The organism is Nostoc sp. FACHB-888, from assembly GCF_014696655.1.
Taxonomy (GTDB): Bacteria; Cyanobacteriota; Cyanobacteriia; order Cyanobacteriales; family Nostocaceae; genus Nostoc.
Genome location: NZ_JACJQM010000003.1, coordinates 42668 through 68657 on the forward strand (window position 1 = coordinate 42668; position 25990 = coordinate 68657).

20 protein-coding genes and 1 tRNA gene are annotated in these 25990 nt (G+C 40.9%); 10 read left to right on the forward strand and 11 right to left on the reverse strand.

Going from position 1 to position 25990, the window contains the following annotated elements; all coding sequences use genetic code 11:
• Window positions 1–338: 338 nt before the first annotated feature.
• On the forward strand, window positions 339–3227 hold the full coding sequence (gene uvrA, locus H6G26_RS02815; protein WP_190727827.1) for an excinuclease ABC subunit UvrA: 2889 nt from the start codon (window positions 339–341) through the stop codon (window positions 3225–3227).
• 76 nt (window positions 3228–3303) lie between these two features.
• Here uvrA and H6G26_RS02820 read toward each other — a convergent pair whose 3' ends face one another.
• From H6G26_RS02820 to H6G26_RS02835, 4 genes are all read right to left on the reverse strand, one after another.
• On the reverse strand, window positions 3304–4869 hold the full coding sequence (locus H6G26_RS02820) for a DUF262 domain-containing protein (protein ID WP_190727828.1): 1566 nt from the start codon (window positions 4867–4869) through the stop codon (window positions 3304–3306).
• 187 nt (window positions 4870–5056) lie between these two features.
• Entirely contained in the window at window positions 5057–5488 is a 432-nt protein-coding gene (locus H6G26_RS02825; RefSeq protein ID WP_190727829.1) for a DUF2358 domain-containing protein, read from the reverse strand.
• A gap of 12 nt (window positions 5489–5500) precedes the next feature.
• A complete protein-coding gene (locus H6G26_RS02830) occupies window positions 5501–6646 on the reverse strand; it encodes a family 10 glycosylhydrolase (RefSeq protein WP_190727830.1) in 1146 nt (381 codons plus the stop codon).
• A gap of 33 nt (window positions 6647–6679) precedes the next feature.
• Window positions 6680–7498: a DUF1206 domain-containing protein gene (locus tag H6G26_RS02835; protein ID WP_190727831.1), complete on the reverse strand. Its 819-nt coding sequence runs from the start codon at window positions 7496–7498 to the stop codon at window positions 6680–6682.
• 259 nt (window positions 7499–7757) lie between these two features.
• Between H6G26_RS02835 and H6G26_RS02840 the strand changes: the two genes are divergently transcribed.
• From H6G26_RS02840 to H6G26_RS02855, 4 genes are all read left to right on the forward strand, one after another.
• Window positions 7758–8636, forward strand: a complete 879-nt coding sequence (locus H6G26_RS02840; protein ID WP_190727832.1) for an alpha/beta hydrolase — start codon at window positions 7758–7760, stop codon at window positions 8634–8636.
• Window positions 8637–8913: 277 nt separating this feature from the next.
• Complete coding sequence (locus H6G26_RS02845; protein ID WP_190727833.1) at window positions 8914–9369, forward strand: pentapeptide repeat-containing protein; 456 nt, start codon at window positions 8914–8916, stop codon at window positions 9367–9369.
• A 243-nt stretch (window positions 9370–9612) separates the two neighbouring features.
• Window positions 9613–10443 carry a metallophosphoesterase gene (locus H6G26_RS02850; protein WP_190727834.1) on the forward strand — a complete coding sequence of 277 codons (831 nt, stop codon included), beginning with the start codon at window positions 9613–9615 and terminating at the stop codon, window positions 10441–10443.
• Window positions 10444–10640: 197 nt separating this feature from the next.
• The gene (locus H6G26_RS02855) at window positions 10641–11474 is read left to right on the forward strand and encodes a metallophosphoesterase (RefSeq protein ID WP_190727835.1); all 834 of its coding nucleotides are present in this window, start codon (window positions 10641–10643) and stop codon (window positions 11472–11474) included.
• A gap of 575 nt (window positions 11475–12049) precedes the next feature.
• On the opposite strand, the gene H6G26_RS02860 is transcribed toward H6G26_RS02855, so the two are convergent.
• From H6G26_RS02860 to H6G26_RS02870, 3 genes are all read right to left on the reverse strand, one after another.
• A complete protein-coding gene (locus H6G26_RS02860) occupies window positions 12050–12805 on the reverse strand; it encodes a hypothetical protein (protein WP_190727836.1) in 756 nt (251 codons plus the stop codon).
• 320 nt (window positions 12806–13125) lie between these two features.
• Window positions 13126–14094: a WD40 repeat domain-containing protein gene (locus tag H6G26_RS02865; RefSeq protein ID WP_347242427.1), complete on the reverse strand. Its 969-nt coding sequence runs from the start codon at window positions 14092–14094 to the stop codon at window positions 13126–13128.
• Between the two features lie 79 nt (window positions 14095–14173).
• Window positions 14174–14785, reverse strand: a complete 612-nt coding sequence (locus H6G26_RS02870) for a tetratricopeptide repeat protein (RefSeq protein ID WP_190727837.1) — start codon at window positions 14783–14785, stop codon at window positions 14174–14176.
• Window positions 14786–14820: 35 nt separating this feature from the next.
• On the opposite strand from H6G26_RS02870, the gene H6G26_RS02875 reads away from it, so the two are divergent.
• From H6G26_RS02875 to H6G26_RS02885, 3 genes are all read left to right on the forward strand, one after another.
• Window positions 14821–15918 (forward strand): tocopherol cyclase family protein, encoded by a 1098-nt coding sequence (locus tag H6G26_RS02875; RefSeq protein WP_190727838.1) that lies wholly within the window; start codon window positions 14821–14823, stop codon window positions 15916–15918.
• A gap of 33 nt (window positions 15919–15951) precedes the next feature.
• Window positions 15952–16025 (forward strand) — tRNA-Arg (locus tag H6G26_RS02880).
• Between the two features lie 888 nt (window positions 16026–16913).
• Complete coding sequence (locus tag H6G26_RS02885; protein ID WP_190727839.1) at window positions 16914–17390, forward strand: hypothetical protein; 477 nt, start codon at window positions 16914–16916, stop codon at window positions 17388–17390.
• Between the two features lie 367 nt (window positions 17391–17757).
• Here the strand turns inward: H6G26_RS02885 and H6G26_RS02890 are convergent, their stop codons facing one another.
• Both H6G26_RS02890 and H6G26_RS02895 read right to left on the reverse strand, forming a co-directional pair.
• On the reverse strand, window positions 17758–18111 hold the full coding sequence (locus tag H6G26_RS02890) for a DUF5615 family PIN-like protein (RefSeq protein WP_190727840.1): 354 nt from the start codon (window positions 18109–18111) through the stop codon (window positions 17758–17760).
• Entirely contained in the window at window positions 18108–18338 is a 231-nt protein-coding gene (locus tag H6G26_RS02895) for a DUF433 domain-containing protein (RefSeq protein ID WP_190727841.1), read from the reverse strand. Before H6G26_RS02895 ends, H6G26_RS02890 begins: the two co-directional genes overlap by 4 nt.
• A gap of 110 nt (window positions 18339–18448) precedes the next feature.
• Between H6G26_RS02895 and H6G26_RS02900 the strand changes: the two genes are divergently transcribed.
• Entirely contained in the window at window positions 18449–18823 is a 375-nt protein-coding gene (locus tag H6G26_RS02900; RefSeq protein WP_190727842.1) for a type II toxin-antitoxin system RelE/ParE family toxin, read from the forward strand.
• Window positions 18820–19146: an XRE family transcriptional regulator gene (locus H6G26_RS02905; protein WP_190727843.1), complete on the forward strand. Its 327-nt coding sequence runs from the start codon at window positions 18820–18822 to the stop codon at window positions 19144–19146. Before H6G26_RS02900 ends, H6G26_RS02905 begins: the two co-directional genes overlap by 4 nt.
• A 248-nt stretch (window positions 19147–19394) precedes the next feature.
• Here H6G26_RS02905 and H6G26_RS02910 read toward each other — a convergent pair whose 3' ends face one another.
• Both H6G26_RS02910 and H6G26_RS02915 read right to left on the reverse strand, forming a co-directional pair.
• On the reverse strand, window positions 19395–24569 hold the full coding sequence (locus tag H6G26_RS02910) for a hypothetical protein (RefSeq protein WP_242053572.1): 5175 nt from the start codon (window positions 24567–24569) through the stop codon (window positions 19395–19397).
• A complete protein-coding gene (locus tag H6G26_RS02915; RefSeq protein ID WP_190727844.1) occupies window positions 24539–25876 on the reverse strand; it encodes a P-loop NTPase fold protein in 1338 nt (445 codons plus the stop codon). Before H6G26_RS02915 ends, H6G26_RS02910 begins: the two co-directional genes overlap by 31 nt.
• Window positions 25877–25990 lie beyond the last annotated feature (114 nt).

The following is a 25990-nucleotide window of genomic DNA, read 5'->3' on the forward strand; positions in this document are numbered from 1 at the left end:
CTTGAAGTTTCCAGTTAAGTCAGCAAATAGCCACTCTATATTTTGCTTAATTTCTACAATCTAGCCAAACTGTATGGTATTATTAGCAATTAGTTATCCGTCACTATCTAAGTAGATAACCTTTGGCTGGGTCGGCGGTTGGATTTGCGATACCATAGCTTCACCCTCAAAAGGATATTCAATCGGGATGCTTCCAAATTAGCCGACTCTTAAGGATATCTGCGCCATGAATCTGGAACGATAACTAACTAAAACAGTACGATTGTTCTACTATAAACTAATTAAAGATAGTATTATTAAGGACTGTTTCATAAGAAACTCCTTCTTCGCCGCCCAATATGTCAGACAAACAGCTAGCAGCATCCTTGAATGGACATCTTCCGTACCCCAGCCACAACAGCCAGAATACCATTCGGATTCGGGGTGCTAGGCAGCATAATCTGAAAAATATTGACTTGGAATTGCCACGCGATCGCCTAATCGTATTTACTGGCGTTTCGGGTTCTGGTAAGTCTTCCCTAGCCTTTGATACCATTTTCGCTGAAGGGCAACGTCGCTATGTGGAATCCCTCAGCGCCTACGCACGGCAATTTTTAGGACAACTGGATAAGCCGGATGTAGAAGCCATTGAAGGCTTAAGTCCAGCAATTTCTATTGACCAAAAGTCAACGTCCCATAACCCGCGTTCCACTGTGGGTACGGTGACGGAGATTTACGACTATTTGCGGCTGTTGTTTGGTCGGGCTGGCGAACCCCATTGTCCGATATGCGATCGCTGTATTGCCCCCCAGACAATCGATGAGATGTGCGATCGCATCATGGAATTACCAGATCGTACCCGCTTCCAAATTCTTGCACCCGTTGTCCGGGGGAAGAAAGGCACACATCGTAAGCTTTTGTCAAGTCTGGCATCTCAAGGTTTTGTCCGCGTGCGGATCAATGGCGAGATCCGCGAACTGTCAGATTCCATTGAATTGGATAAAAATTTTACCCACACCATCGAAGTGGTAATTGACCGCTTAGTGAAAAAGGCTGATATTCAGGAGCGTTTGGTTGATTCCCTGTCTACGTGTCTCAAGCAATCCGGTGGGATTGCAGCCATTCTGGTGAGTCTGCTTGGTGACGATGGACAAGAAAAAGAAGAAGAATTAGTATTTTCGGAAAACTTTGCTTGTCCAGAACATGGCGCGGTAATGGAGGAACTATCGCCGCGATTATTCTCCTTTAACTCGCCCTATGGTGCTTGTCCGCACTGTCATGGCATCGGGACTTTAAGGAGATTTGCGCCAGACTTGATTGTACCCGACTGGGAAGCGCCAGTTTATGCTGCGATCGCGCCTTGGTCAGAAAAAGATAATTCTTATTACTTGGAATTACTCTATAGCGTCGGACAAATTTATGGGTTTGAGTTACAAACAAATTGGAGCAAGCTGACAGAAGAACAGCAACAAATTATTTTGTTTGGAGAGAAAGATGAACGAGCCGCAGAAGCGCAAAGAAAGCAGAGTTTTAAAGGTGCTATTCCAATTTTGCAACGGCAGTATGAGGGTGGTTCTGAATTAATTAAGCAAAAATTAGAGCAGTATTTAATCGATCAACCGTGTGAAGTTTGTAAGGGAAAACGGTTAAAACCGGAAGCCTTGGCGGTGAAGTTGGGACAATATGGAATTTTAGAATTGACTACCGTATCAATTCGAGATTGTCGGGAGAGAATTGAGCAATTCAAGTTGAGCGATCGCCAGTTACAAATTGCTGATTTAGTCCTGCGAGAAATCAAAGCTAGGTTGCAATTTTTGTTGGATGTAGGTTTAGATTATCTCACCCTTGACCGTCCCGCCATGACTCTTTCCGGTGGTGAAGCCCAACGGATTCGTCTAGCAACGCAAATTGGTTCTGGTTTAACAGGAGTTCTCTACGTTTTAGATGAACCGAGTATTGGTTTGCATCAACGAGATAATGGCAGGTTGCTCAAAACCTTAACGAAATTGCGCGATTTGGGTAATACATTGATTGTCGTTGAACACGATGAAGAAACAATTCGTGCAGCTAACCACATTGTTGATATTGGCCCTGGTGCAGGAATTCACGGTGGAAATATTATTGCCCAAGGTGATTTTCAGGCGTTATTAGCCGCAGAAGATTCTTTGACGGGTGCATATTTATCAGGAAGACGAGTAATTACCACACCAGCAGAACGCCGAGAAGGAAATGGGCGCAGTTTGGGAATTAAAAATGCCCATCGCAACAATTTACAAAATATAGATGTAGACATTCCATTAGGTAAACTCGTCTCCATCACTGGTGTGTCTGGTTCTGGCAAATCTACGCTGATTAACGAGTTACTATACCCATCTCTGCAACACCATTTAACTAAGAAAGTTCCCTTACCCAGACATTTGGATAAAATTCAGGGATTGAATGCGATTGATAAAGCGATCGTTATCGATCAATCCCCTATTGGACGCACACCACGTTCTAACCCTGCAACTTACACAGGAATTTTCGATGCCATTCGGGATGTATTTTCCCAAACAGTAGAAGCTAAAGCCAGAGGTTACAAACCCGGACAATTTTCCTTCAACGTTAAAGGTGGACGTTGCGAAGCTTGTAGTGGCCAGGGTGTGAATGTTATTGAAATGAATTTTCTCCCGGATGTTTACGTGCAATGCGAAATTTGTAAGGGTGCAAGATACAACCGCGAAACTTTGCAAGTGAAGTATAAAGATAAGTCAATTTCTGATGTACTGAGAATGACCGTTGAGGAGAGTTTAGACTTTTTCCAGAATATACCCAAAGCGATCGCGCGTTTGCAAACTTTATTTGATGTCGGCTTAGGTTATGTCCAACTAGGACAACCTGCGACTACCTTATCTGGTGGTGAAGCGCAACGGGTGAAATTGGCAACAGAATTATCTCGACGCGCTACAGGTAAGACACTTTATTTAATCGATGAACCGACAACAGGGTTATCTTTTTATGATGTCCACAAATTGTTAGATGTGTTGCAAAGATTGGTAGATAAAGGTAATTCAATTTTAGTAATTGAACACAACTTAGATGTAATTCGTTGTTCTGACTGGGTAATAGATTTGGGACCAGAAGGTGGCGACAAAGGTGGAGAATTGATTGCTGTGGGAACACCAGAGGAAGTTGCAAAAAATCCCAGGTCTTATACTGGGCAATATTTAAAGCAAGTTTTGAAGCAGTATCCGGCGGTTAAGAAGTAGCAAGATGCTTTAGTGAAAGCTAGCGCATCCTACTACCTCACCACCATATCTAATTTCATACTTGGTTTTAAAATATTTAATTTTTATATGTTGTATTACAGTATGGATGAGTCAATTGTGCATTTTCTAAAGTCCCTAGACCACCATCAGCTTTTCTCTTGATGTGATCTATGGAGTTAAGACGAGTAGGTAGACAGCCACCACAGATTTTACATCGTGGAGAGCCAGGTAAAGCATCTCTGATAAAAGCTGCTGCTTTTGTCTCTCGTGAGAATTCTTTACTTTGGGTATCATTTGTATTACTTTTAGTTTTAGTTTTTAAAGAGCCAAAACCTTTTTCGGCAATAATCTCTTTCATCACATTTTTCTTATCTATTTTTTGCAATAATTTATCAATAACTTTTATATAAAAATCTTTAACCTTGTCTCTAGCCTTAAGTGCATTTCCATTTTTACTAACAATCTGCGGAACCATATCATCTTGCCAAATCACCCATTCAAAATCTTTTCGGACTTGTATAAATTTAGAAAAGTATTTAGTTTTTTCTAAATGTAACATTAAGGTAACGATGCCATAAAATGAGCCTATTTTTGGCTTTCCAGCACTAGTGTAAAAATATATAATGGGTTGCAAACCCAGAGATGAAGGATGATTGCTATTTATCCTTTGCGCTACCGTTTTGCAATTTTTTAGCAGTTCTACTGTTTTTTCTCCTGTCGGATCGTCTCCTAATTGATTATCTACTTCTATATTATTAACCATATTTACATATTCTAATATGACTTCAATTTTTTCAGGAGCCGATAGACTTCCTACTATTGGCACGTCTAGAGTTTTAATAGGATTTTTTAGTTTAGGTTCAAAAATAAGTTGATGTATTTCTTGAGCAAGTTGTTCTATTTCATCTTGTTTATTTTGGGAGAAGTCTGACCAATATTTATGGCCATTACCACTTCTCATAATTGCACGAGCAGCAACACCATTGGGTGTCTTTCGTGCCAGTAGTAAACGCATTTCGGTTTCACCAATAGGTGCTGCTTGTTGATTAATTTTAAAAAAAGATGCTTCTGCTTTTTCTGAATTACCTTCAACCCACTGTAGCTGGATACCTAAAGCTCCTAAGTTTCTTGCTCTATCAATAAAATTTTGATCTACTTTTCCTTGATGCTGTGTTAAGGATTGATAATCCTTATAGGAACCTATATTTGTTTTAATAAGCTTCCTTACCCCTTGAGCAGCACCTTTTTGCTCTTCTGTAATATCTCCATCATAAAATTCTTTGGAAATTTTACCATCGCCATAGTCATCATTGATCCAAGCTATTAGAGAACTAAGTCGATGTGAGCCATCAATGACAAAATAATAACTACTAGAACTTCTCCAAAGAATAACAGATGGTATTAAATCACCATCTAAAAAACTTTTTATAAACTCACATATTTTCTGAGACTCCCACTCGTTAGTTTCTCTTTGAAAATCAGGTTTGCGTAAAAATGGATAGAAAAAAGAGAGTTTTTCTAAATCACGAATAGATATCATAGGAATATTTCTTCCTATATTTTGGCCTTGCTGTCCTTGTACTTCAAATGCTTCTCTCGGTACAAGTGCATCTAGACTGACCTTTAGGCTGTCCTTTACCATCTCTGCTACTATTTCAGTATAAAATTGCTCTAGTGATTTATTATATATTACAAATATTACAATTTCTATAAGGCAAATCGTTGGGATGTAAATAAACGTGAGTTCGAGAAAACTAAATAACGCCAGGAGGCAGTGCAGACAAAGATTTTAGGTTAAAATGTCAATCAAGTTTTTTTGGGCAAAACAGCTAATTAGCCATATCTCCCCTTTGCCAAAACTGCTTTAAAATCTCCCCAGGTTTTCGATCCCATGTGTCAATATGTTCGTATATCAAATTATCTTGATTGAGCTTATACGTTGAATAACCATTAAAAAGCAAACCTGCTTTCCAAGGAACGCGTAACACTCCTCGCACCGTCCACTTTGCTAAAATCGTATCTTCGGCTGACTGAGATACTTCATGTACATCAAAGTAAATTTGGGTAAAAAATAGCCGAGCGTGAAATCGCAAAGTCCAAAATATAATGCGATAGTTAAATTTGTATTTGAATGTATTTACTGGGTCTTTAAAGTAGATATCGTCTGTATAAATGTGATATGAAATATCTTTTTCAAAAAGTGTTGGTAAATCTTCTTTTAAAGTTTTAATTACCTGTTCCACCGATAATTGAGATTCCACGCGCATTTTTCCTTAAAAAATCTTTTTTAACAACCGTTGCCAAATTAAAGATGTACTCTTGTTAATTACACCACCCACACTCAAATCAGACAGAGTGGGAAATGATGCAGACTTAGCATAAGGCCCATTTCGCAAAACTTTAGCTAGGTTATTGTTATTCTCGCGCAAACCTTCGTAAAAAAAGAATACCTCTCCTTGAATGCCAAGTTGGCGATTGTATTCAATTGCCTGCACCAGATATTCTGGACTAATACAGTAAGAGCCAAGTTTTATCAGTATTCCCGGTGCTAACTTGGGCAGCGTCGCATCTTTGAATTGCTGGTTTACTAGTTTATCAGCGATCGCACAGTAACTCCTAAAGTCACGGCGATAAATCTGCGGCTGAATCATATCAACTATTCCCCGTTTCAGCCATGCGGGTGAGTCTTGCAGATATTCCTGGAATGCCCAATCATGAATATTAGGTGCGATCGCTACTAGCAAATTAGGATTCACCACTTTCACCTCCCGGTAGAGACGCGCTAAAAAATCACTGAGAATATCTGCACGCCACTGTAACCATTGCCTATCTTTGGGGTTGTGTGGCGGATTGCAATTAAATTTCTGGCGATAGCGGGTGACAGTTCCCCCATCATAGCCACCTTCACAGGGTAATGCAGGGAAGCGATCGTCTCCTTGAACCCCATCCACATCATAATTCTTTACAACTTCTAGCACCAAGTTCAAGAAGAATTCCTGCACCTGTGAGTCGAGTCCATTCAACCACTCAAAACCATTTTTCTTCAGTAAATTGCCGTTGCGATCGCGCGCAGTCCATTCCGGTTTTTTTTGTAAAAGTACACCACCATTCAAATTATAGGAACTGGCAAAACCGTATTCAAACCAAGGAATAACTTTTAACCCAACTCGCCGCGCCTCAACTACCACCTCTTCTAAAGGGTCACGGCCTACAGACATAGGGTCAATTTCGACTCCAAAAGTCTGCTGCATTATTTTACTAGGATATAAAGTTACTGCCTTGTTCCAAACAACGGGAAACACCACATTAAATCCCATCTCGGCCAGAAAATCCATCGCCTCAGCAATGCGTTGCTTTGACCTGAGAACTTTACTATCAGTAGTGGTCAGCCAAATACCACGAGTTTCTATTATCGCCATTTATATAAATTGAAATTTTCGGCATTGCACCATCTAAACATTAACTAACCGACGATACCGCGCTTGTATTATTGTGTAAATGGCATAGGCAACCAAACCTAGTGCCACAATACCCAAAAGCCATGCTCCGTTAGGCTGTTGCGCTAGCGTCTGTAATACTTCATCCAAACCTTGTGCGGTAGCAGCGTTCGATTGCCTAGCAGCTTCGATTAGAAACCAACCGATAATACAAAATACTATACCCCGTGCCGCTAAACCAAATCTGGAAATCCTCATTACCCATTGGGCTTGTGTGTTGCTTAATTCTGTTAAATTGAGTTCTTTACGAAATTTCCCACTAAAAGCTTGATAAAACTGATAGAAGCCTAGAGCAATTACAAACACCCCCACAGTTCCAACTAACCATTGACCAAAGGGTTGAGAAAGCAAACGTGCTGTAGAATCTTCAGTAGAATCACTACTATTTTTAGCGCTGCCTGTACCCATAACAATTTTCACAGCACTTAAGGCTAAACTTGCATAAATCAAGCCATTAACTGCGTAACCAATTCGCACTGCCAAACCCTTGGCATCATTACCTTTATTTTCTGGGTCTTTAATTGCCTGTACAAAACGCCAGATTACGTATCCAATCAAGCCAATTGCAACTAAAGCCAGCAAAAATTTACCAAATGGCTGGTTGACGATTGTTTGAAGAGCGCCTTGGGTATCAGTTGTTTTACCACCCCTGCCAAAAGCTGCCTGTGCTGCCAGTAGTCCAACTATACCGTAAACTACTCCCTTGGAAACATAGCCAAATCGTCCCAGTCGCTCAACCCACAATGAGGCATGGTTTGTCAACTGTTGTGTCATAGTAGTTGGGGAGAAGTATTATATCTATACTTTTAGCAAAATTTACCCACTATTTACATCTACCTCAGGGCAAATTGTCTCTACTAAAGTTTACCCACTATTTACATCTACCCCAGGGCAAATTGTCTAATTTTTTTATAAAAATTCACTATCGTAATACTGCCTTTTAATAGATGTGAGGCTTCTCAAAATAATACTACAGTAGTTATTAAATACAGTATTATTATTTAGTGTTTTTTAATGCTAATTTAGATTAATTATGTCTTTAATAGAAACTTCTTGGAAACACGAATATATAACTACCAATGGGGTAAAACTACACTACGTTACCCAAGGTGAAGGCCCCTTAATATTGATGTTGCATGGGTTTCCTGAGTTTTGGTACTCTTGGCGGCATCAAATACCAGAATTTGCTCAAGATTTTAAAGTCGTTGCCCTTGACTTGCGTGGCTACAACGATAGTGATAAACCAAATGAGCAATCAGCTTATGTAATGGATGAGTTTATCAAAGATATTGAGGGAGTAATTAAAGGATTAGGATACCAAAAATGTGTATTAGTTGGACATGATTGGGGTGGTGCGATCGCTTGGAATTTTGCCTATGCTCACCCCGAAATGTTAGAGCAATTAATTATCCTTAACCTTCCTCATCCTGCCAAATTTGCCCAAGGGTTACGCACTCCCCAACAGTTGCTACGTAGCAATTACATATTCCTTTTTCAACTACCCTGGATACCAGAATTACTTTTACAATCTTCAGACTACCAAGTAATTGAAACAGCTTTTAAAGGTACAGCAGTTAACAAGAGTGCTTTCACCAAAGCGGATCTTGAAGCTTATAAAAATGCTGCTGCAAAACGTGGTGCCCTCACAGCAATGTTGAACTACTACCGTAATATTTTTCAACAGAGAATGCTAAATCCAAATTGGGGCGTTCTAGAAGTGCCAACACTGATGATTTGGGGAGAAAATGACACTGCACTTGGCAAGGAACTAACCTACAATACCGAAGCCTATGTCAGGGACTTTCAAATTAAGTACATACCCAATTGTGGGCATTGGGTACAGCAAGAACAACCTGAATTGGTTAATCAGTATATGCGAGAATTTCTGAGGACTAAAACTAACAGTATTTAGTAGAAAGTATAAATACTTATCAAACTAGCCAAATTATGGCGAGTAGTGCAAGCTCCTAAAAAGATTTAACAGTGATTTAACACTGACAGTTTTTTAGGCATTATCAAGTAAAAATCGCCAAAAATCAGAATTAACGGCATTTGTTAGATTACCTTTATCCCTGTTTCATATCACAACTAAGTTGTCAAGAGATGGATTGACCTCAAGAAGTTTAATGAGATAATAGAGTTGTGAGGGACAGAACGGACGCAACTTGATTATTTAAGGGGGAAAATGTATGAAACTCCAGCTATTAGCGGCCATGGCCTTAGCAACTCCCCTATTTTTCGCTAGCTCGGTTAGAGCCGAAAATCCGCAGGACTTACAAAAGCTGCTTTCAACTGGGGAATGTATCCGGTGTGATCTAGCGGGAGCTAACCTCAGTGGCGCTCATTTAATTGGTGCTGACTTGAGAGACGCGAAGCTCCAAGGAGCCAACCTTGTAGGGGCTAACCTCGAAGGTGCTGACTTAACTGGTGCAAATTTGGCAGGTGCGAACCTAACATCAGCTTATGTCACCAATGTGAATTTGAAGCAAACTAATCTTAACGGAGTAAATTTTACTCGCGCTACAATTCACGATTCTAATGTGTATAAAGCATCAATGAATGATCTCAACCTAACTGATGCTGAAATATTTAACACTGGAATCGGGATTGGTGGAGAAGATGCCCAGATTCCTGATTGGGACTAGGCTGAACTAAGTAGGCAGGTTAAATAAACACAACATCAGAGAAACTGGTTTTTTACCAGTATTAACCTTAAAATCTGCCCATACACTATATAAGAATAAAAAATTAAACCCCTCTGCCTTGTAATGACTTTAGTATGACGAAAGCAGAGGGGATTTCTTATTAAGTTGTGCTGGCCGCTACACACGAAGCAAGGATGTTTCCTTAAGCTGTAAGCGCTATGATTGAGCTTTATTGAACGTCTTATGCATTGGTTGTTATCTGGGCCGTTGAGTATAGAAAAATTAACGGTTAATATTACAGGGTTGCCTGCATCGTTACAAGGTAAGAAGTTGGTGCAGTTGTCAGATTTTCACTACGATGGTTTGCGGCTATCGGAAGAGATGTTAGAAAAAGCGATCGCACTTACTAACGAAGCTGAACCAGATTTAGTTTTATTAACTGGTGACTATGTAACTGACGATCCGACACCGATTCACCAACTGATACTTCGACTCAAACATCTGCAAAGTCGCAGTGGTATCTATGCTGTTCTTGGCAATCACGATATCCATTACAAACACGCAAAAGCAGAAGTTACCGATGCCCTTACTAGCATTGGAATTCACGTCCTTTGGAACGAAATTGCCTATCCATTAGGAAAAGAATTGCCTCTTGTTGGATTGGCAGATAGTTGGTCACGGGAATTTAATCCCGTACCAGTCATGAATCAACTAAACCCCGACATACCCCGCATCGTTTTATCTCACAACCCTGATAGTGCGGAGATACTGCAAACATGGCGAGTTGACTTACAATTATCTGGTCATACTCACGGTGGTCAAATTATGATTCCCGGAATTGGACCTGCAATGTTTTTTTACGAAAAGCTTACAGAAAAAATACCTAGCAAAGTGCGGCGTAGAGTGCCATTTTTGCAAGAAAATATTTCTGTAGTCAAGCATTGGGAATGGGCACAGGGTTTCCATCGGATAGGAAAAAATCAGCTATATGTCAATCGTGGTTTGGGAACTTACCTCCCAGGACGCTTATTTTGCCGCCCAGAAGTTACTATAATCACTCTACGAGGTGACTAAGTAATTCAAATGTCAAAATTCAAGAACGCAATCACAGTAGGTATTCTGGCTAATAAATCACTACAAATTAAAGCTAGTATTTTAGTTAATTAGTTAGTTATATTTGGAGTATATGACATAAATTATTGCAGTTTATCAAGTTACATTTTGATTTTTGGTAAGCTGTAAGCGCTGGTATGAGGAGTATCGGTTGCCTTATGCATTGGTTGTTTACGGGACATTTAAGAGTAGATAAAATCACGGTTAAGATTGCGGAACTTCCAGCATCTTTACAAGGTATAACACTAGTGCAGTTGTCAGATTTTCACTACGATGGTTTGCGGCTGTCGGAAGATATGTTAGAAAAAGCGATCGCACTTACTAACGAAGCTGAACCAGATTTAATTTTATTAACTGGTGACTACGTAACTGACGATCCGACGCCGATTCACCAATTGGCGCTTCGACTCAAACATTTGCAAAGTCGCTGTGGTATCTACGCCGTACTTGGTAATCATGATATCTATTACAGCCACTCAAAAGCAGAAGTTACACAGGCGTTAACTAGCATTGGGGTACATGTGCTTTGGAATGAAATCGCTTATCCATTAGGAAAACAATTACCATTGGTAGGACTAGCTGATTATTGGTCACAGGAATTTTACCCTGCACCAGTCATGAATCAATTAGACTCCGTTACACCCCGCATCGTTTTATCCCATAATCCAGATACAGCTAAGATATTGCAGCAATGGCGCGTAGATTTGCAACTATCTGGTCATACCCACGGTGGTCACATCGTAATTCCAGGCATTGGGCCTTTAGTATTTTATTATAAAAAGCTGCTGAAACAAATTCCCAAAAAATTACGGCGTTGGGTAACATTTTTCCTGGGAGACTGTTCTAAAGTCGTGCGCTATTGGGAGTGGGCGCAAGGGTTTCACAAAGTAGAAGAAAATCAACTATATGTCAATCGTGGTTTAGGAACTTATAAACCAGGACGTTTGTTTTGTCCGCCAGAAGTGACTGTAATTACGTTAGTTAGTCATTAGTCATTAGTCATTAGTCTAAATAACAAAGGACAAATGACAAAGGACAAAAATGCATAACACTCAAAGCAGAAACCGCCTGAAGCTACGATGGATAAATATCAGCAGCTTGGGGCGGTTTCTCGAAGATCAAAGAATTCAGAAGTAATTAACTCAAACTAAGGTGGACAGCATTGGCGTAGGCGTAGCCCGTCGTAGACATCGCTATACTCAGAATTGCACATCCTAACATTCAAACTAGGCAGGCATTTTCTGGCAGTGCGTTTTAAAACCTCCAAAACAACTCATTGAACTTCAAGCGAGAATACATTCAATGGATGCCACAACCAAGCATAGCGATCGCGAGAATATTAGAGCAGGAGGTACAGGCTCTAACTTGAAAGTTTTTCTTTAACTCTTAACCTGTTTGTACCTTGCTCTTAATCTAGCATCATGTTTCTTTAGCTACAAGACACCTTTACTAAACTTGAGTACCATTTACTTTTCGCAACAATTCAGAAATTTTTCTTAAAAATATTCCCACTTGTTAGATGTTGGTGTTAATACCAGCATTATCAAGTGGGCTGATTCAGAAGTCGTTATTGAGCAGAACCGCCTGTAGTAGTATCATCTGCGGTAGAAGAACCGCTATTAGATGTACTGTTTGACTGGTCTACTCCTTGAGGTGGAGTGGTTTTAGAGGTATCATTTTTTGCAGATGGAACCACAGTATTACTAGAAGTACCACCCTCGTTCTGCGAATTCGGAGTATTACTACTTGGACTTTGTGTAACTTTCGGTGTTGGCTGAGTTACAGAAGGCGCTTTTTCTGCGGTAGGCTGCTGGGGTGGAATAGTAATGTTAATATCCGGTTGGCGAGGTGCAGATGGAGGTGTAACCTGCTGTTGTGGAACAGGAACAGCAACAGGAACAGGTACTTCCCTAGTTCTTTCGATTATCGTCGTTTTTGTTTGTGGAGAAGCACTAGGAGTTGGACTACTACTTGGTACAGGAACTGCGACCGGCACAATATTGTCAACGGCTGCGTTATTCTGCTGGTTGAAGTACCAGACGCCACCTATAACCAAACCAAGCAGGGAAGTGATGATAATACCCAACAGCAAACCACCACTAGCATTGTTTTCATCACGCTGGGCTAAATCTGCTTGCTGGTAGCTACGCTCAGTATTTCGACCTTGTACGTAACCGTTGGTGTAAGAGTTGGGATTAGCTGTGTTGTTCTTGACTGTTTCAGTGGTTCGTGTCAAGTCAGTGTGAGTATTACCATTAATATCAGTGTAAGATTCTTGCTTGATTTCACTGTTTTTGATTTCGCGTTCGTTGGGAATAGACATAGCTGTTGATTTCGCTCCTCGATATGATTTTGACAAACTAAAGTTTTGTAATGAACAAGAGGTTTTAATGAGCTTAAAAATTTATGTTGCTGATAAATATTGAGTTTTATTTGCTACTCAACTGTTGGTAACTATCAGAATAACCTCTGAGATTAAACAAGTGGCTCTATCTCCAGGAAGTTAATACTTAATCTAAAGAAAGATTATCCCAAAGATAGATGTTATTAAACTGTTAGGTGATGTGTTGATGAAAAATCTAGTAATTTGCTTCAGTTATCTAAATTTTTAATCAACTTGAATAGATTATGCTTATAGGTTATTTATAAAAGAATGACAGCCTTACTGATGGGAAATAGGGTAATATTTTTATCTCCACTGCCACTAGCCAGCGTCTTACCATCTGGGCTAAAGGCAACAGAATAAACCGCATCTTCAGATCCTGAAAAAGTACAGAGTTCATTGCCTGTATCTACTTGCCATAGCTTGATCGTTTTGTCTTTACTGCTGCTAGCTATAATTTTGCCATTGGGGCTAAAAGCAACAGAACAAACATGATCAGAATGCCCAGTTAGTGTACAGAGTTCTTCACCACTTTCGACATGCCATAGCTTAATTGTCTTGTCCCAACTACCGCTTGCTAAAGTCTTGCCATTTGGGCTGAAAGTTACAGATTTTACCCCTCCAAACCAATCAGAATGCCCTGTCAGAGTTAGGACCTTCTGTTTAGCCAAATGCCAAATCTTGATGGTTTTGTCATTACTGCCACTGGCTAAAGTTTTTCCATCTGGGCTGAAAGCAACGGAGAAAACGTCATCTGAATGCCCTTTGAGTGTGTGTATTTTCTTTCCTGTCTCTATTGACCAAAGTTGGATCGTCTTGTCTTTACTGCCACTAGCTAAAGTTTTTCCATCCGCGCTAAAGGCAACAGAGTAAACCTTTTCTTCATGTCCTATGAAGGTACAGATTTCATTCCCTGTTATAACTTCCCACAATTTAATAGTTTTGTCATCACTAGCACTGGCTAGAATCTTACCATTAGGACTAAAAGCAACAGAATTTACCCCTCCAGACCATGAAGACTCTCCATGTCCCTTGAGGGTGCGTGGTTCCTGGTTAGTTAAATGCCAAATTTTTATGGTTTTGTCATCACTACCACTAGCGAAAGTCTGCCCATCTGGACTGAAGACGACAGACATTACCTTATTTGAATGACCTTTGAGAGTGCGTACAGATATTAAATCTTGCATATTCAAGAATACTAAATAAATCAGCAGTAAATCTGAATACACTTAGTATTCCCAAGCACAAATATTATCTAACTCAAGATATGGTGTCGCCGTCTGAAGCGTCTTAAACTATATTCGCTTTTTATCTCCAACGCCGATTTAGCCGTAATATCTTTTTAATTCTCTGACAAAATCTTTCTAGTAGAGGTCTAGGTTTGGATACATATCTAGGCGATCGCACTCTCCGTGCAGCACCCGGATTCCTTAACTCTTCTTCTATTTGTGCAGCTTTATTTAAATCGGAAGCGGCTCTATATTCGTATCCCAGTTGTGAGCAAACTAACCCACGATATTTATACGCCTCAACATAGTGAGGATTTAGACGAATTGCATGGGTAAAATCTGCGATCGCATCCTCATACCTTCCTTCTGTAGCATTCTCTACCCCTAAACTATAGAAAGTTTCAGCATCCCAACGATTGACAGATATTTTGGTGGGATTTTTAGGCGAAGATGAAGATGGATTTTCAGGAATAGGAGCCTCAGATGGACTTTCTGATTTGAGCTTATTGTAAGCTGCGTTGATTGATTTGATTTTTTCCTCAGCTTCCTGTTTTTGCTTTTGCTCAAGAAAGCGATCGGGATGCCAAATTTTCACCAGTTGACGGTAAGCTCGTTTTACTTGTGCTTGTGATGCACCCGGTTCCAACCCAAGAATTTCATAAGCATGATTGAGATCGAGGTCATCGCGCATACTGAAAAAATCGGCAACTATAACTATATAGATATATGTTAACTATTCCCCTAAATCTCCTCCAATCAACTCAAACGCCCCATTCTGGTTATCACTGGGATGGTAGTAGTCGCCGCTTCTTTGAAGGCTGGTATTACCGCATCACTTTGCCGGAAATTGGGCAAACATTCGCCTTTATGTACTCCATCGAAGATCCCATCGGCGGTAAACCCCACAGTGGCGGTGCAGCCCAAATCCTCGGCCCAGATGATGAGTATTTATGGCGTACTTTTCCTGATGTGAATAAATTTTGGGGTAGTCGAGATGTTTTGGGTTTAGGTCATTGGGGTAAAACAGATTTGCAAATTTCTCCTCTATACTTGCTCCCAGCAGAGTTTGAGCATCATGTTCAAGAGGGATATCAAGCTACAGCAACCTTGAATCAGGGGATTATCTGCGATCGCGCCACCAATAATTATTGCCGTTGGCAGTATGAAATTCAACCAATATACGGTTGGGGTAATAAAAATAGTATTCAGCAATCAACCGCAGGCTGGCTCTCATTCTCACAGATTTTTGAACCCGGATGGCAGATTTTGATGGCTCACGGTTTAGCCAGTGGAAAGATTGACTGGAATGGCAAAATCTACGAATTCACCAACGCCCCAGCCTACGGCGAGAAAAATTGGGGTGGTGCTTTTCCTCAAAAATGGTTTTGGATAAATTGTAATTGCTTTGAGGGCGAACCCGACTTAGCATTAACTGCTGGCGGTGGACGGCGTGGTGTGCTGTGGTGGATGGAATCTGTAGCGATGATTGGGTTGCACTATCAAGGCAAGTTTTATGAATTCGTTCCCTGGAATTCACAAGTAGACTGGCAAATTCAGCCTTGGGGTAGATGGCAAATGAAAGCTACCAACTCAAATTATGAAATTGAATTGACAGGAACTACAGATTTACCTGGTACACCTCTGCGTGCGCCTACAGAGGATGGTTTAAGATACTGTTGCCGAGACACCATGCAAGGAAACTTAAATTTAGAGTTACGAGAACTAAATGGGAGAAAATCTAAAATAATTCTCAAAGCAGAAAGTTTTCTTTGTGGCTTAGAAGTAGGTGGCGGCTCTTGGGATAATTTTTGGCAGTCTCGCTAAAACTACTGCTATAATTATATATGCTTCATAGTTGGGGTTGTAGCTCAGTTGGATAGAGCGGACGCCTCCTAAGCGTCAGGTCGTGCGTTCGAATCGCACCAGTCCCGTAAAGAAATAAATTTCTATGACTTTGATTAATAGCAGGTTGTAGGAATTTTATTTTTTACTGTAGTAACTGAAAAACAGTAAAAATATCTTATAGATAATTTTTCTACATCACGTCATTTTGCAAATGCGAATACTTTTAGGTGAAATAACAGTAAAAGCTCCTAATAATTCATTTGTATAGCGTTGATAAAGCAAGCTTTCAACTACCGAGTAAGACTAACTTAGTTAATAACCTTCCTAAGAGGATGTTTGAAAAGTTCTCATCTTGGTAGCAAAACGTTTTAGATCCCCCTAAATCCCCCTTAAAAAGGGGGACTCTGATTCCGGTTCCCCCCTTTTTAAGGGGGGTTAGGGGGGAGCAATAAGTGCCTAAAATCACAGCCAACCACTTTTCAAACAACCTCTAAAGACTGAGGGGGTTTTATTTATATTTTGTCCGTAGGCAGACGAGATCGATACGTGAAATCAGTAATGTTTATTTGCTCCCACTAAAGGGCTTGTGTAGATTTCATCTTACCTAGTTCAAGGGATATTTTTTTGTGAGTATTGGTTAAGCAGTAATTATGCGTTAGCAAATAGGTCGTCGGAGTACAAATGTTGAAGATTGGCGTGGAATGAAAATTTCCGCACCTGTCGTGGGTGGAGGTGTTGGATAAACACTGATATCGCTACTGGTTTTATTATTGGGTGGTGATCCCAGTGGACTTTGGCAACAAGATTCCCTACTAAGTGATAGCCCGATAACTGAGTCACCTCAAACAACAGGCTCAAAGGGTTCGTTGGTTTAAACGAGGTATCCAAACGGCCGAACCTCAGCAATGTAGTACTTTCGCCAATACCAATTTCTAACAGATTTATTAAACAATTTTTAGAAGAACAATAAAAACATGGATAACAAGAACAAAGTTGATAGTACTAAAAATAATTTGGTTCAGGATACAAAAGGTACTGAAACTGATATCGTTTTATCCTCTGGTGAACCCAAAGAGATAACTAAAACAATTGATATAGATGGTCACCGTCCAGTTGATCCAAGTAACATTCAAATTCAGGAAATAATTAATATAGATGGTCAACGTCCAATTGTGAAAGATGAAAATAATTACGTTCAAACAATTGATATAGATGGTCAACGCCCGATCGCCAAGAGCGTTTTTCAAGAGCATGACACGCTAAACGTAGACGGCAAACGTCCAATTGATCCTAGTGATTTAGAGGCTGAAGCTATTCTTGATATAGATGGTCAACGTCCGATCGCTAAGAGTAATTTTCAAGTTCAAGATACTCTAGAGATAGATGGTAGCCGCCCCATAGTTTCAGATAACACTGTTGATTCGCAAATACCAACAGACTACGTAGACTAAAATCACGGACTGACTTGACACTATAAAAAGGTGAAGATAAAAGAAAGGGATGCCTTGTCCGTCTTACGACGAGGTAGTTCACATTCCCGCTTCGCTCTCAAAACTCTATTTTTATGCGATCGAATAAAGTCGAAACGATAGTATATTTAAATTACAGCTTGGAACCCTTATTAAATCGTTCGGCTTTTTTCTAACTCAATTTAAAATAGGCGAACCGTGAGTTATCAGCGACTCATTGCAAAAATCTGTTCAGCCGTTAAGGGAATGTTCGGAAACAATCTAGAACGCTATCACCTACCAGAACACAAGGCGTGATCGCATTTTAACGGTTCGCACTCTTCATTGCATCTGCGATCGCATCTAAAATTCACGTTATTTTACGAATGCGAATACTTTTAGATGAAATAACAGTAAAAGCTCCTAATAATTCATCTGCGTGTTTATTAATGGCATTGGTAATAATTTCTGCCTTATCATTTGGAGATAAACCAAATAACCGAATTAATACCACACCTGCTGCAATTCTACGCAAACGGAAAACTAACTCACCAAAATCTTTATCTGATGTCAATAAAATTGCACCTTCATTATTAGCCAAGTTCAAAACTTCATCGTCAGGAATTCCTGGTTCCATTTCCACAACATACAAAACTTCGTGACCATCAAGCCGCAGATGTTCAACGATTTGACAATCTAAATTTTCGTCCCCTAAAAACTTCAAGAAGCTTTCTCAATCGTTGGATAAATGACATCACACCGCAAAGCTTGAGCCGCAAATGCCAAAGCTGCTTTAATTCCTTCATCGCTAAGTCGCGGATGCGCTTCGAGTATTTGCTGAGGTGTTTCACCCGCAGCAAGTTTTTCAAGAATTAACTCAACTGTAATACGAGTTCCTGAAATGACAGGTTTGCCCATCATTATTTTTGGATCGGATACGATTTTTTGCATGAATTAAGATTATTTTGATAGATGATTAATATATATAACGCGATACGCCGTTCGTACGCGGGGGATTTCATACTATTGTCTAACTTATTTTATAGGAAATTTCATATAAAATGGACGATGACGAGGATATTATAGAAATTCCTTTACGGCCTCTGGTTTGGATGGGAGACTCTCTCAAAAATATCCGCTTGTTTCCTGTTGATGTGCGTGCATCAGTAGGCTATGCGCTGCAATTGGTGCAAGCGGGGGAAACACCAATGGATGCCAAACCTTTTAAAGGGGTTGGAAGCGGCGTGTATGAAATCGTCAAACGCTACGATACCGATACTTACAGGGCAGTCTATGCGGTAAAGATTGGAGAGAAAATCTATGTTCTGCAAGCTTTTCAGAAGAAATCAAAGCAGGGGATTAAAACCCCACAGGCTGATGTTGACCTGATTAAACAACCCTATAAGGACGCAGTGGTAAGGGAGAAACAACAATGACACAGGAACCCGTTTTTGAAGAAAGCAGTGGCAACGTATTTGCTGATCTCGGTTTAGAGGATGCCTCGGAACTTTTTATGCGAGGAAAGATTGGGATTCAGGTACTGCGCCTCCTTTCTCAACGCAACCTGAAACAGCGCGAAATCAGCGAACTTCTTGGCATTCCCCAGCCAGAAGTATCTCATTTGATGAAAGGAGAGTTTCAACGGTTCAGCGAGGGCAAACTCCTCATTTTCCTCAAGCGGCTCGATACGGAAATCACCTTACATCTTCGCCCTCGTAATGGGCCGGGTCAATCTGCTGAAACTGTTATATCGCTATAGGACAGAATGGAAGCCTGTTGGATCTGAATTTAGAGCAAAACAAGATTTATTAAAAAGCAGCTTGCAGGTAACTCTATTTCAAACACAGAGACTTACTCATGCAAAAAGTCTATTGAGTTAAGCCAGCGATCGCTCTTAAAATTGGAGGAGCGATCGCGCATCAAACTAGTAGCAAAAAGACGACTAGAATAAATTTCTTCCTTGCTAATCAGCGACTCATTGCAATCTGAATGAGAACAAAATCTCCATCACCTACCAGAACACAAGGCGCGATCGCCCCTGGCGTTGGCGGAGCCAGACGCTCGCGGACTCGCTAACGCTGTGCTATCGCTCTTCATTACCTTCTGATTAGTCTGCAAATAATCATGTAGCAAATTGCAACCTCGTGCCAGCAATTTTTCCAACTCGATATCTGCCAAATTCCGAAAAATCACTGTACCATTACCACTACCCGCAGCCAGAGTCTTACCGTCATTACTGAAACTGACGCTGGTTAACTCTTGCTTATCGCCTTTCAAAGCAATCAGCAATGTCCCTTCTCGGTTCCAAATTCTTACTTTGTCATCACTGCTAGCTGCTAGAGTCTTGCCATCGGGGCTAAAACTCACACTGATGAAACTATCACCATCGCCCGCAAGATTATTTAGCAGATTCCCGTCTCGGTTCCAAATCTTCACGGTGCTATCAATACTAGCTGAAGCGATCGCCTGACCATCAGGTGACCAAGCAACCCCATTTACTCGGCGGCTATGACCATTTAAGCTGTATAGTAATTTACCCTCTATCCAGATTTTCACCGTTTTGTCATCACTGGCTGAGGCTAGCAACTTACCATCTGGGCTAAAACTTACCCAATTCACTGCATCTTCATGCCCTTGCAAGGTGTTGAGCAGTTTACCGTCTCGACTCCAAAGCTTTACTGTTTTATCTTTACTAGCCGAAGCAATTACTTGACTATTAGGCGACCAAGCTACACTCAAGACGGTACTAGTATGGCCTTGTAAGGTATTGATTAGTTTACCGTCACCACTCCAAAGCTTCACCGTTTTATCTTTACTAGCCGAGGCAATTACTTGACCATCTGGACTGAAACTAACGCCCCAAACTTGACCTTCATGCCCCGTGAATGTACGCAGTAATTTACCGTCTCGATTGAAAAGTTTTACAGTTTTGTCTCGATTTGCTGCTGCCAACGTGTGATCGTCTGGGCTAAAACTGATGCTAGTTACCCAGTCATTGTTATCGGCTTTGGGCTTTCGTAGTAACACACCGTCCAAATGCCAAAGTTTAATAGTTTTATCCCGACTTGCAGAAGCCAGGGTGTGATCGTCTGGGCTGAAACTGACGCTATTAACCCAATTATTATGTCCCTTCAGGGTTGCGAGCAACACACCTTCAAAACTCCAAAGTTTGATTGTCTCGTCGGTACTTGCAGAAGCGATCATGTTACCATCACGGCTAAAGCTGACGCTGGTAACTCCAGCACTATGCCCCGATAAAGTTCGCAGTAGCTTACCCTCTAAATTCCACAGTTTAATTGTCTGGTCTAAACTAGCAGAAGCAATAGTTTTCTCATCGGGCGACCAAGCGACACTTAAGACTGCATCATCATGTAAGAGCAAGGTTTTAAGCAGTTGACCATCTCGATTCCATAATTTCACCGTTTTGTCAGCACTCCCGGAAGCAATGGTCTGTCCATCGGTTGACCAAGCGACACTTAAGACTGCACCATCATGTAAGAGCAAGGTTTTGAGCAGCTTACCATCCCGATTCCACAGTTTTACTGTTTTGTCTGTACTCGCCGAGGCAATAATCTGACTATCTGGGCTGAAACTGACACTATTCACTACACCCTGATGCCCTAATAGAGTAGCAAGCAGTTGACCCTCTCGACTCCAAAGTTTCACCGTTTTATCTTGACTGGCGGAAGCAATCATTTGACTATCTGGGCTGAAACTGACGTTATTAACTACATCTTCATGCCCAGATAATGTGTTGACCAATCTACCATCAAGATGCCAGAGTTTGATTGTAGTATCAGCACTGGCTGAGGCAATTAAAGAGCGATCAAGGCTAAATGTAAAACTATTTACCCCAGATATATGCCCATCCAAGCGGTTATATTCTCTTAACCCAGAAACTGCTTGATAAAGCGCCGTCTGTACTTGCTCTCTGGTATTGGAATCTACCCAGACTGTTTGTTGTAATTTTTTCCCCGCCCTTAAACCTTCTTTTAAAGCATCAATACCTTTTTGTGATGCGAATAGAGCTTCACTAGATGCGCTGAGGGTTTTAATTTCGCTATCTACTGCTGTCACTATGGAAACACTTAATCCCAATATGGCGAGAACAGAAGCAGTCAGGGCAATTTTTAAGGAACGATTTAATTGAGCTTCACTAAGCCTTTGTTTCTTTTGACTTTCTGCAAGTTTAGCTGTTAATTCTTTTTCTTTGAGTTCAACTCGTAATTGCTCAATTTCTAACTGACTCAATTCTTCGCGCTTGTGTAACTCCCGTAATTCTGTTAATAAATCCAAACCCTGTTGGGGATGAGGATCTACCAATTTGGATCGCTGCTCATTTTGGCTAAGTTCACTCTTAAGCCGTTCAATCTCAGCTTGACTCTGTTCTACTTTGTAGCGTAGTTGGTTAAGTTGTACCTGTAAGCTCGATTCTTGTTGTTGCAGGTAGCGAATCAAGTCTACTAAATAATCGTGAATCAGCTGATAGCGTTCTGGTACATCAGGGAATAGTACTACTAAACCAGAGCTAACTAAAATTTCTAATACTAACTCTAATTTACTAGCATCTTCTAATTCTGCTAGCTGCACCGCTAACTCAGCACGAGTTTTAAAAGGTCGGTTGTTACTTTCATCTGTTAATAAGTATAAGATGAGTAACGCGGCTCGTTCATTTTCTGGGCCGCAGTCTTTAATCAGTTCCTTAAGATATCGCTCGATAAGTTTGTTGGGTCTATATGGCTGATATTCTTCTAGTGTAGTAATTCGTTCATCTTGAATTTGCGCTCCTACAACTTGCAATTCAATGGGGCGGACTTCTCCAAATCCTGTGGATAAATCTTCGATTAAGGCATCAATTAAAGCAGGCTCTAAATTAAACTGCGATCGCTCTGTCAATTTTCGGATAATTGCTTTAGCATATTCTGGCGAAAAATTATTTAACTGGTAGCGAATATGTTTGTCAAGAATATTATTATTAATCGCTTCTAATGCTGAAATATGTTTAAAATCTAATAAACGATGTAAATAATCTTCTCGCAAAGTAAAGATAACTTTAACAAAGGGGATATTCAGGCAGTCGCTAATAAATTTATCAAACTCTTGCTTTTGATTGCGATCGCTATAACCAAAGAAAAATTCTTCAAATTGGTCAAAAATTAAAACTGTGATCAGATGGTTATCAGCATTTTCTTTGAGTTGCTGTAAAATTCTGAGGATGGTAATAGGTGTAACAGAGTAGGGCAAAGCTTCCGATTCAATAGCTGCTTCTGCCATGATGTCAGCATATATGGCAAGGGACGCGTCACTAGACATCGCCTCATCTAAAGATTTCCCTAGTTCCCGCGCCCAATCGGTGTAAACTTGCAGCACCACAGGTATAGCTATTTGATCGCCAACGGCTCGATTTTGCAGTGCTGGAACTAAGCCCGCAGTTACAATAGAACTCTTACCCACCCCTGATTGACCGTGAATCACCGTCAATTTTTGATCGGCGCGGCTAATTCTCCCAATTAAGTTATTAATATCACGCTCTCGACCGGAAGCCGCAATTTCTAAAGCAACGCTGCTACTCCCAGAAGATGACATCAATGCTGGGTTTGTCACCTGTCTTTGCGGTTGCAAACGCCCTGCACCGATAAAAGCTCGAAAACCATACTGTTGCTCAACAGAACGCCGTTTTTGTCGAATGTAATAGGCTTCCAGATATCGCCCTTCTTCAAAATAGAGCGATCGCAGTGTCCGCAATAAGCGAATATAACGATGGGCATCGTATTGATGGGCACTGCTTTCTAAGGCTGCTGGTAGTTCTTTTGTCGCTTTGTCTAAGTATTCACGAGCTACTTCTAACTCACCTAAATTTCGCTGTGCTTTCGCTAAAACTAAATAGTAAATTTGCCCCAACAGTAACGGAAATAAGCAGTTATAAGGGTCATTGTGCTTTTGCGACTCACCTAATTTCAGCAGTGATACGTGTGCTAATATACTTGCCTGTACCCACCGCGACTGCTGCACAGCCACTTGCGCCAGAAAACCGTAGTCACAAGCTAATTGGATTTGACTACCATAAGTTTGATGTAACTCCAAAGACTTTTGAGCAACAGTTTGCAACTCTTCCCACTCTTGGAGATATTGCAAAACCTCTGCAAGTTGACCAATAAATCCAGCAACTACATCTGAACGCCCAGCCACCTGCAAGATATTCAAGCACTGCTGAAAATAAGATTTAGCTGTGTACCAATGGCGACGGTTTTCTGTTTGATTTTGCTCTGCCAAACGGCAATAACACAACCCAATATAAAATAGCAAAACTCCTTCTCGCAGAAGTAGCAAAGATGGGGGAGATGGAGGAGATGGCGAAGAAAATACTTCCTGATCTCTCCCTGCTCCCCCATTCCCTCTTTCTTCTAACTTTTGCCAAACTTGCAAGCTTTGCTGAAAATGGTTTAAAGCTGTATTGATGCGATCGCTAATATAATTATCTAGACCAAAAACAAATTCTAAACTAGCGTGTAGTTCTGGCTCTAAGGTAATACCACGATTGTGCAACTCTCTAATGGCAAAGTGGAGTTCATAGCTATGTTCCCAGACTTGCTCCACAGTGAAATAATGCTTTGCGATTTGAGGAGCTTGATGTTGTGCAGCATCGGTTGGTAACACCGTAGCAAATAGAGAGTCAGTTTCCTGTTGCAATTTTTGCAACAATGAATGAGTTGTCATTTCAAACCGAATCGGTGTCGCCGCCCAACTAGCAAAATCTGGTGCTAAACGCACTATTTTTTGCAACACTTCCTCATTCACCCACACAATCATCGGAAATGGGTGGCGTTTACGAAATTCATCACGTATATGATTGATAGACCTAAGTAGATCATCAAGTCCATCTACTGACTCTAAACCCAAAATCATCAACGCTAATGGCGGATTATCTTCCGTTAGCAGTTGTAAATGAATACTTGTGTAAAGGCTTCTAGCATTATGCGACAGAACTACCTTTTCAATTCGGTGTACTCCTGAAGAGATTTCTTCGAGTCGTTGCAGCATTCGCTCTTGCAAAACTCGATAATTGCAGCACACCAAAACCAAAGAGAATTGACCGCTAGAGAGGGCAATTGCTCTCCCCAAACTCCGCAAAGCACGCTCGTTAGCTGCTCTTATATCTGCTTGTGGGTGTCCTTCAACCATGATTTGAATTTTTCTGTCTCTGCTAAAACTGGGTTGACGGCAAACCAGGCTCCCTGATGATCGCGGTATTCAAATATAAATAAACTTCGCAATAGAGTGTGGTATTGGATATCACCTCTAACTCTCTGCTGTTGCACCACCTGAAAGATTAGTTCCCACTCATGAGGGTCGATAGCGTTAGCTCGGTAATCCCTCTGTCTTTGAATCACCAATTCGACACACTCCCGCTCAAAGGGTGGATCTTGTTCTCGCAGACAGTCAAACAGTAAACCTAGCAAGTCGCGTACATGACCACCACTAATCAAGCACAATCGATCTAAGGTTTCCTGACTATCAAACACTTCTGTAATTAAGCCTAACCGATCGCTAGGCAAAATGTCTGGAAAAGCTCTAGCTAGCACCATTTGCTGCATCATTGCTAGCCCTTGGGTGAAAATCTCCCCAGAGCGCAAACGTACAGGTATCATCGGTAACATTTTTGGTGCAACTCCTCCCCCCAAACGATGCTGAAGTTCGGCGCTATCGTTGGAGAAAGTCAGAGCTAGAGGAATAGTGTAGACTACATGACAATTAAGTTTGCGTAACTGTTCACCACGCTGAATAAATAAGTATTCTGGCAGCGATCGCCCCGATGGTAAAGGCCGAATTGCCACTCTATCCAAGTTATCAACAATGACTACCAGTCCTTTTTTACCCCTGGCTTTCAGTTCTTTGTTGGCACGTTCTAGCAATTCTTGATTAATTGACTGTAAAATATTTGCTGTTCGCGGTTCTAGATAATCTCTTAACCGCCGCCGCAACTGGGGACTTTCTTTAGTTTTAGCTGTAATTTTGGCAATCCCCACAGACAACTCTGCTTCTACCCCAAGATCAATTGGCGTTTGCAGAAAATCTACAAGTTCACCAAATAACTTGGTAAAGTAAGTAGGTTTGAGCCTAATTTTCATTGCTTCTAGGCTTTCACTCACCTGTCCTGCGATCGCTAACAAAATATCAGTCACATCCACATCTGCCATTTCTAAGACATGGGTAGACTCAAAGTAAACTACATGAAATTGCTGCACTTCCAACTCAGCTTTGAGCCGCAACAACTCCGTTGATTTTCCACAGCCAAGATGTCCTGTAAATAGCTGACAAGTTGGTACATCCGGCGATATTCGAGCGATCGTGCGCTGTAAAGCCTCAATGATTTTACCACCCCGCACCGCAGCAAAATCGATATAGTACCTGCGATCGCTGGCATTTCCTATGATTAGAGGTCTGCTCGGATTGCAAGCCTGATAAAATCTTTCTAAATCTAGGAGCATAAAACTAATCGAGTTCACTCAGGAATAGGGATGACAAAATATATTGGCTAAATATTGGTTTTAGGGAATTGATCCCTTAATTTAAGTACATTTCACCCAAACTACTAACTAAAC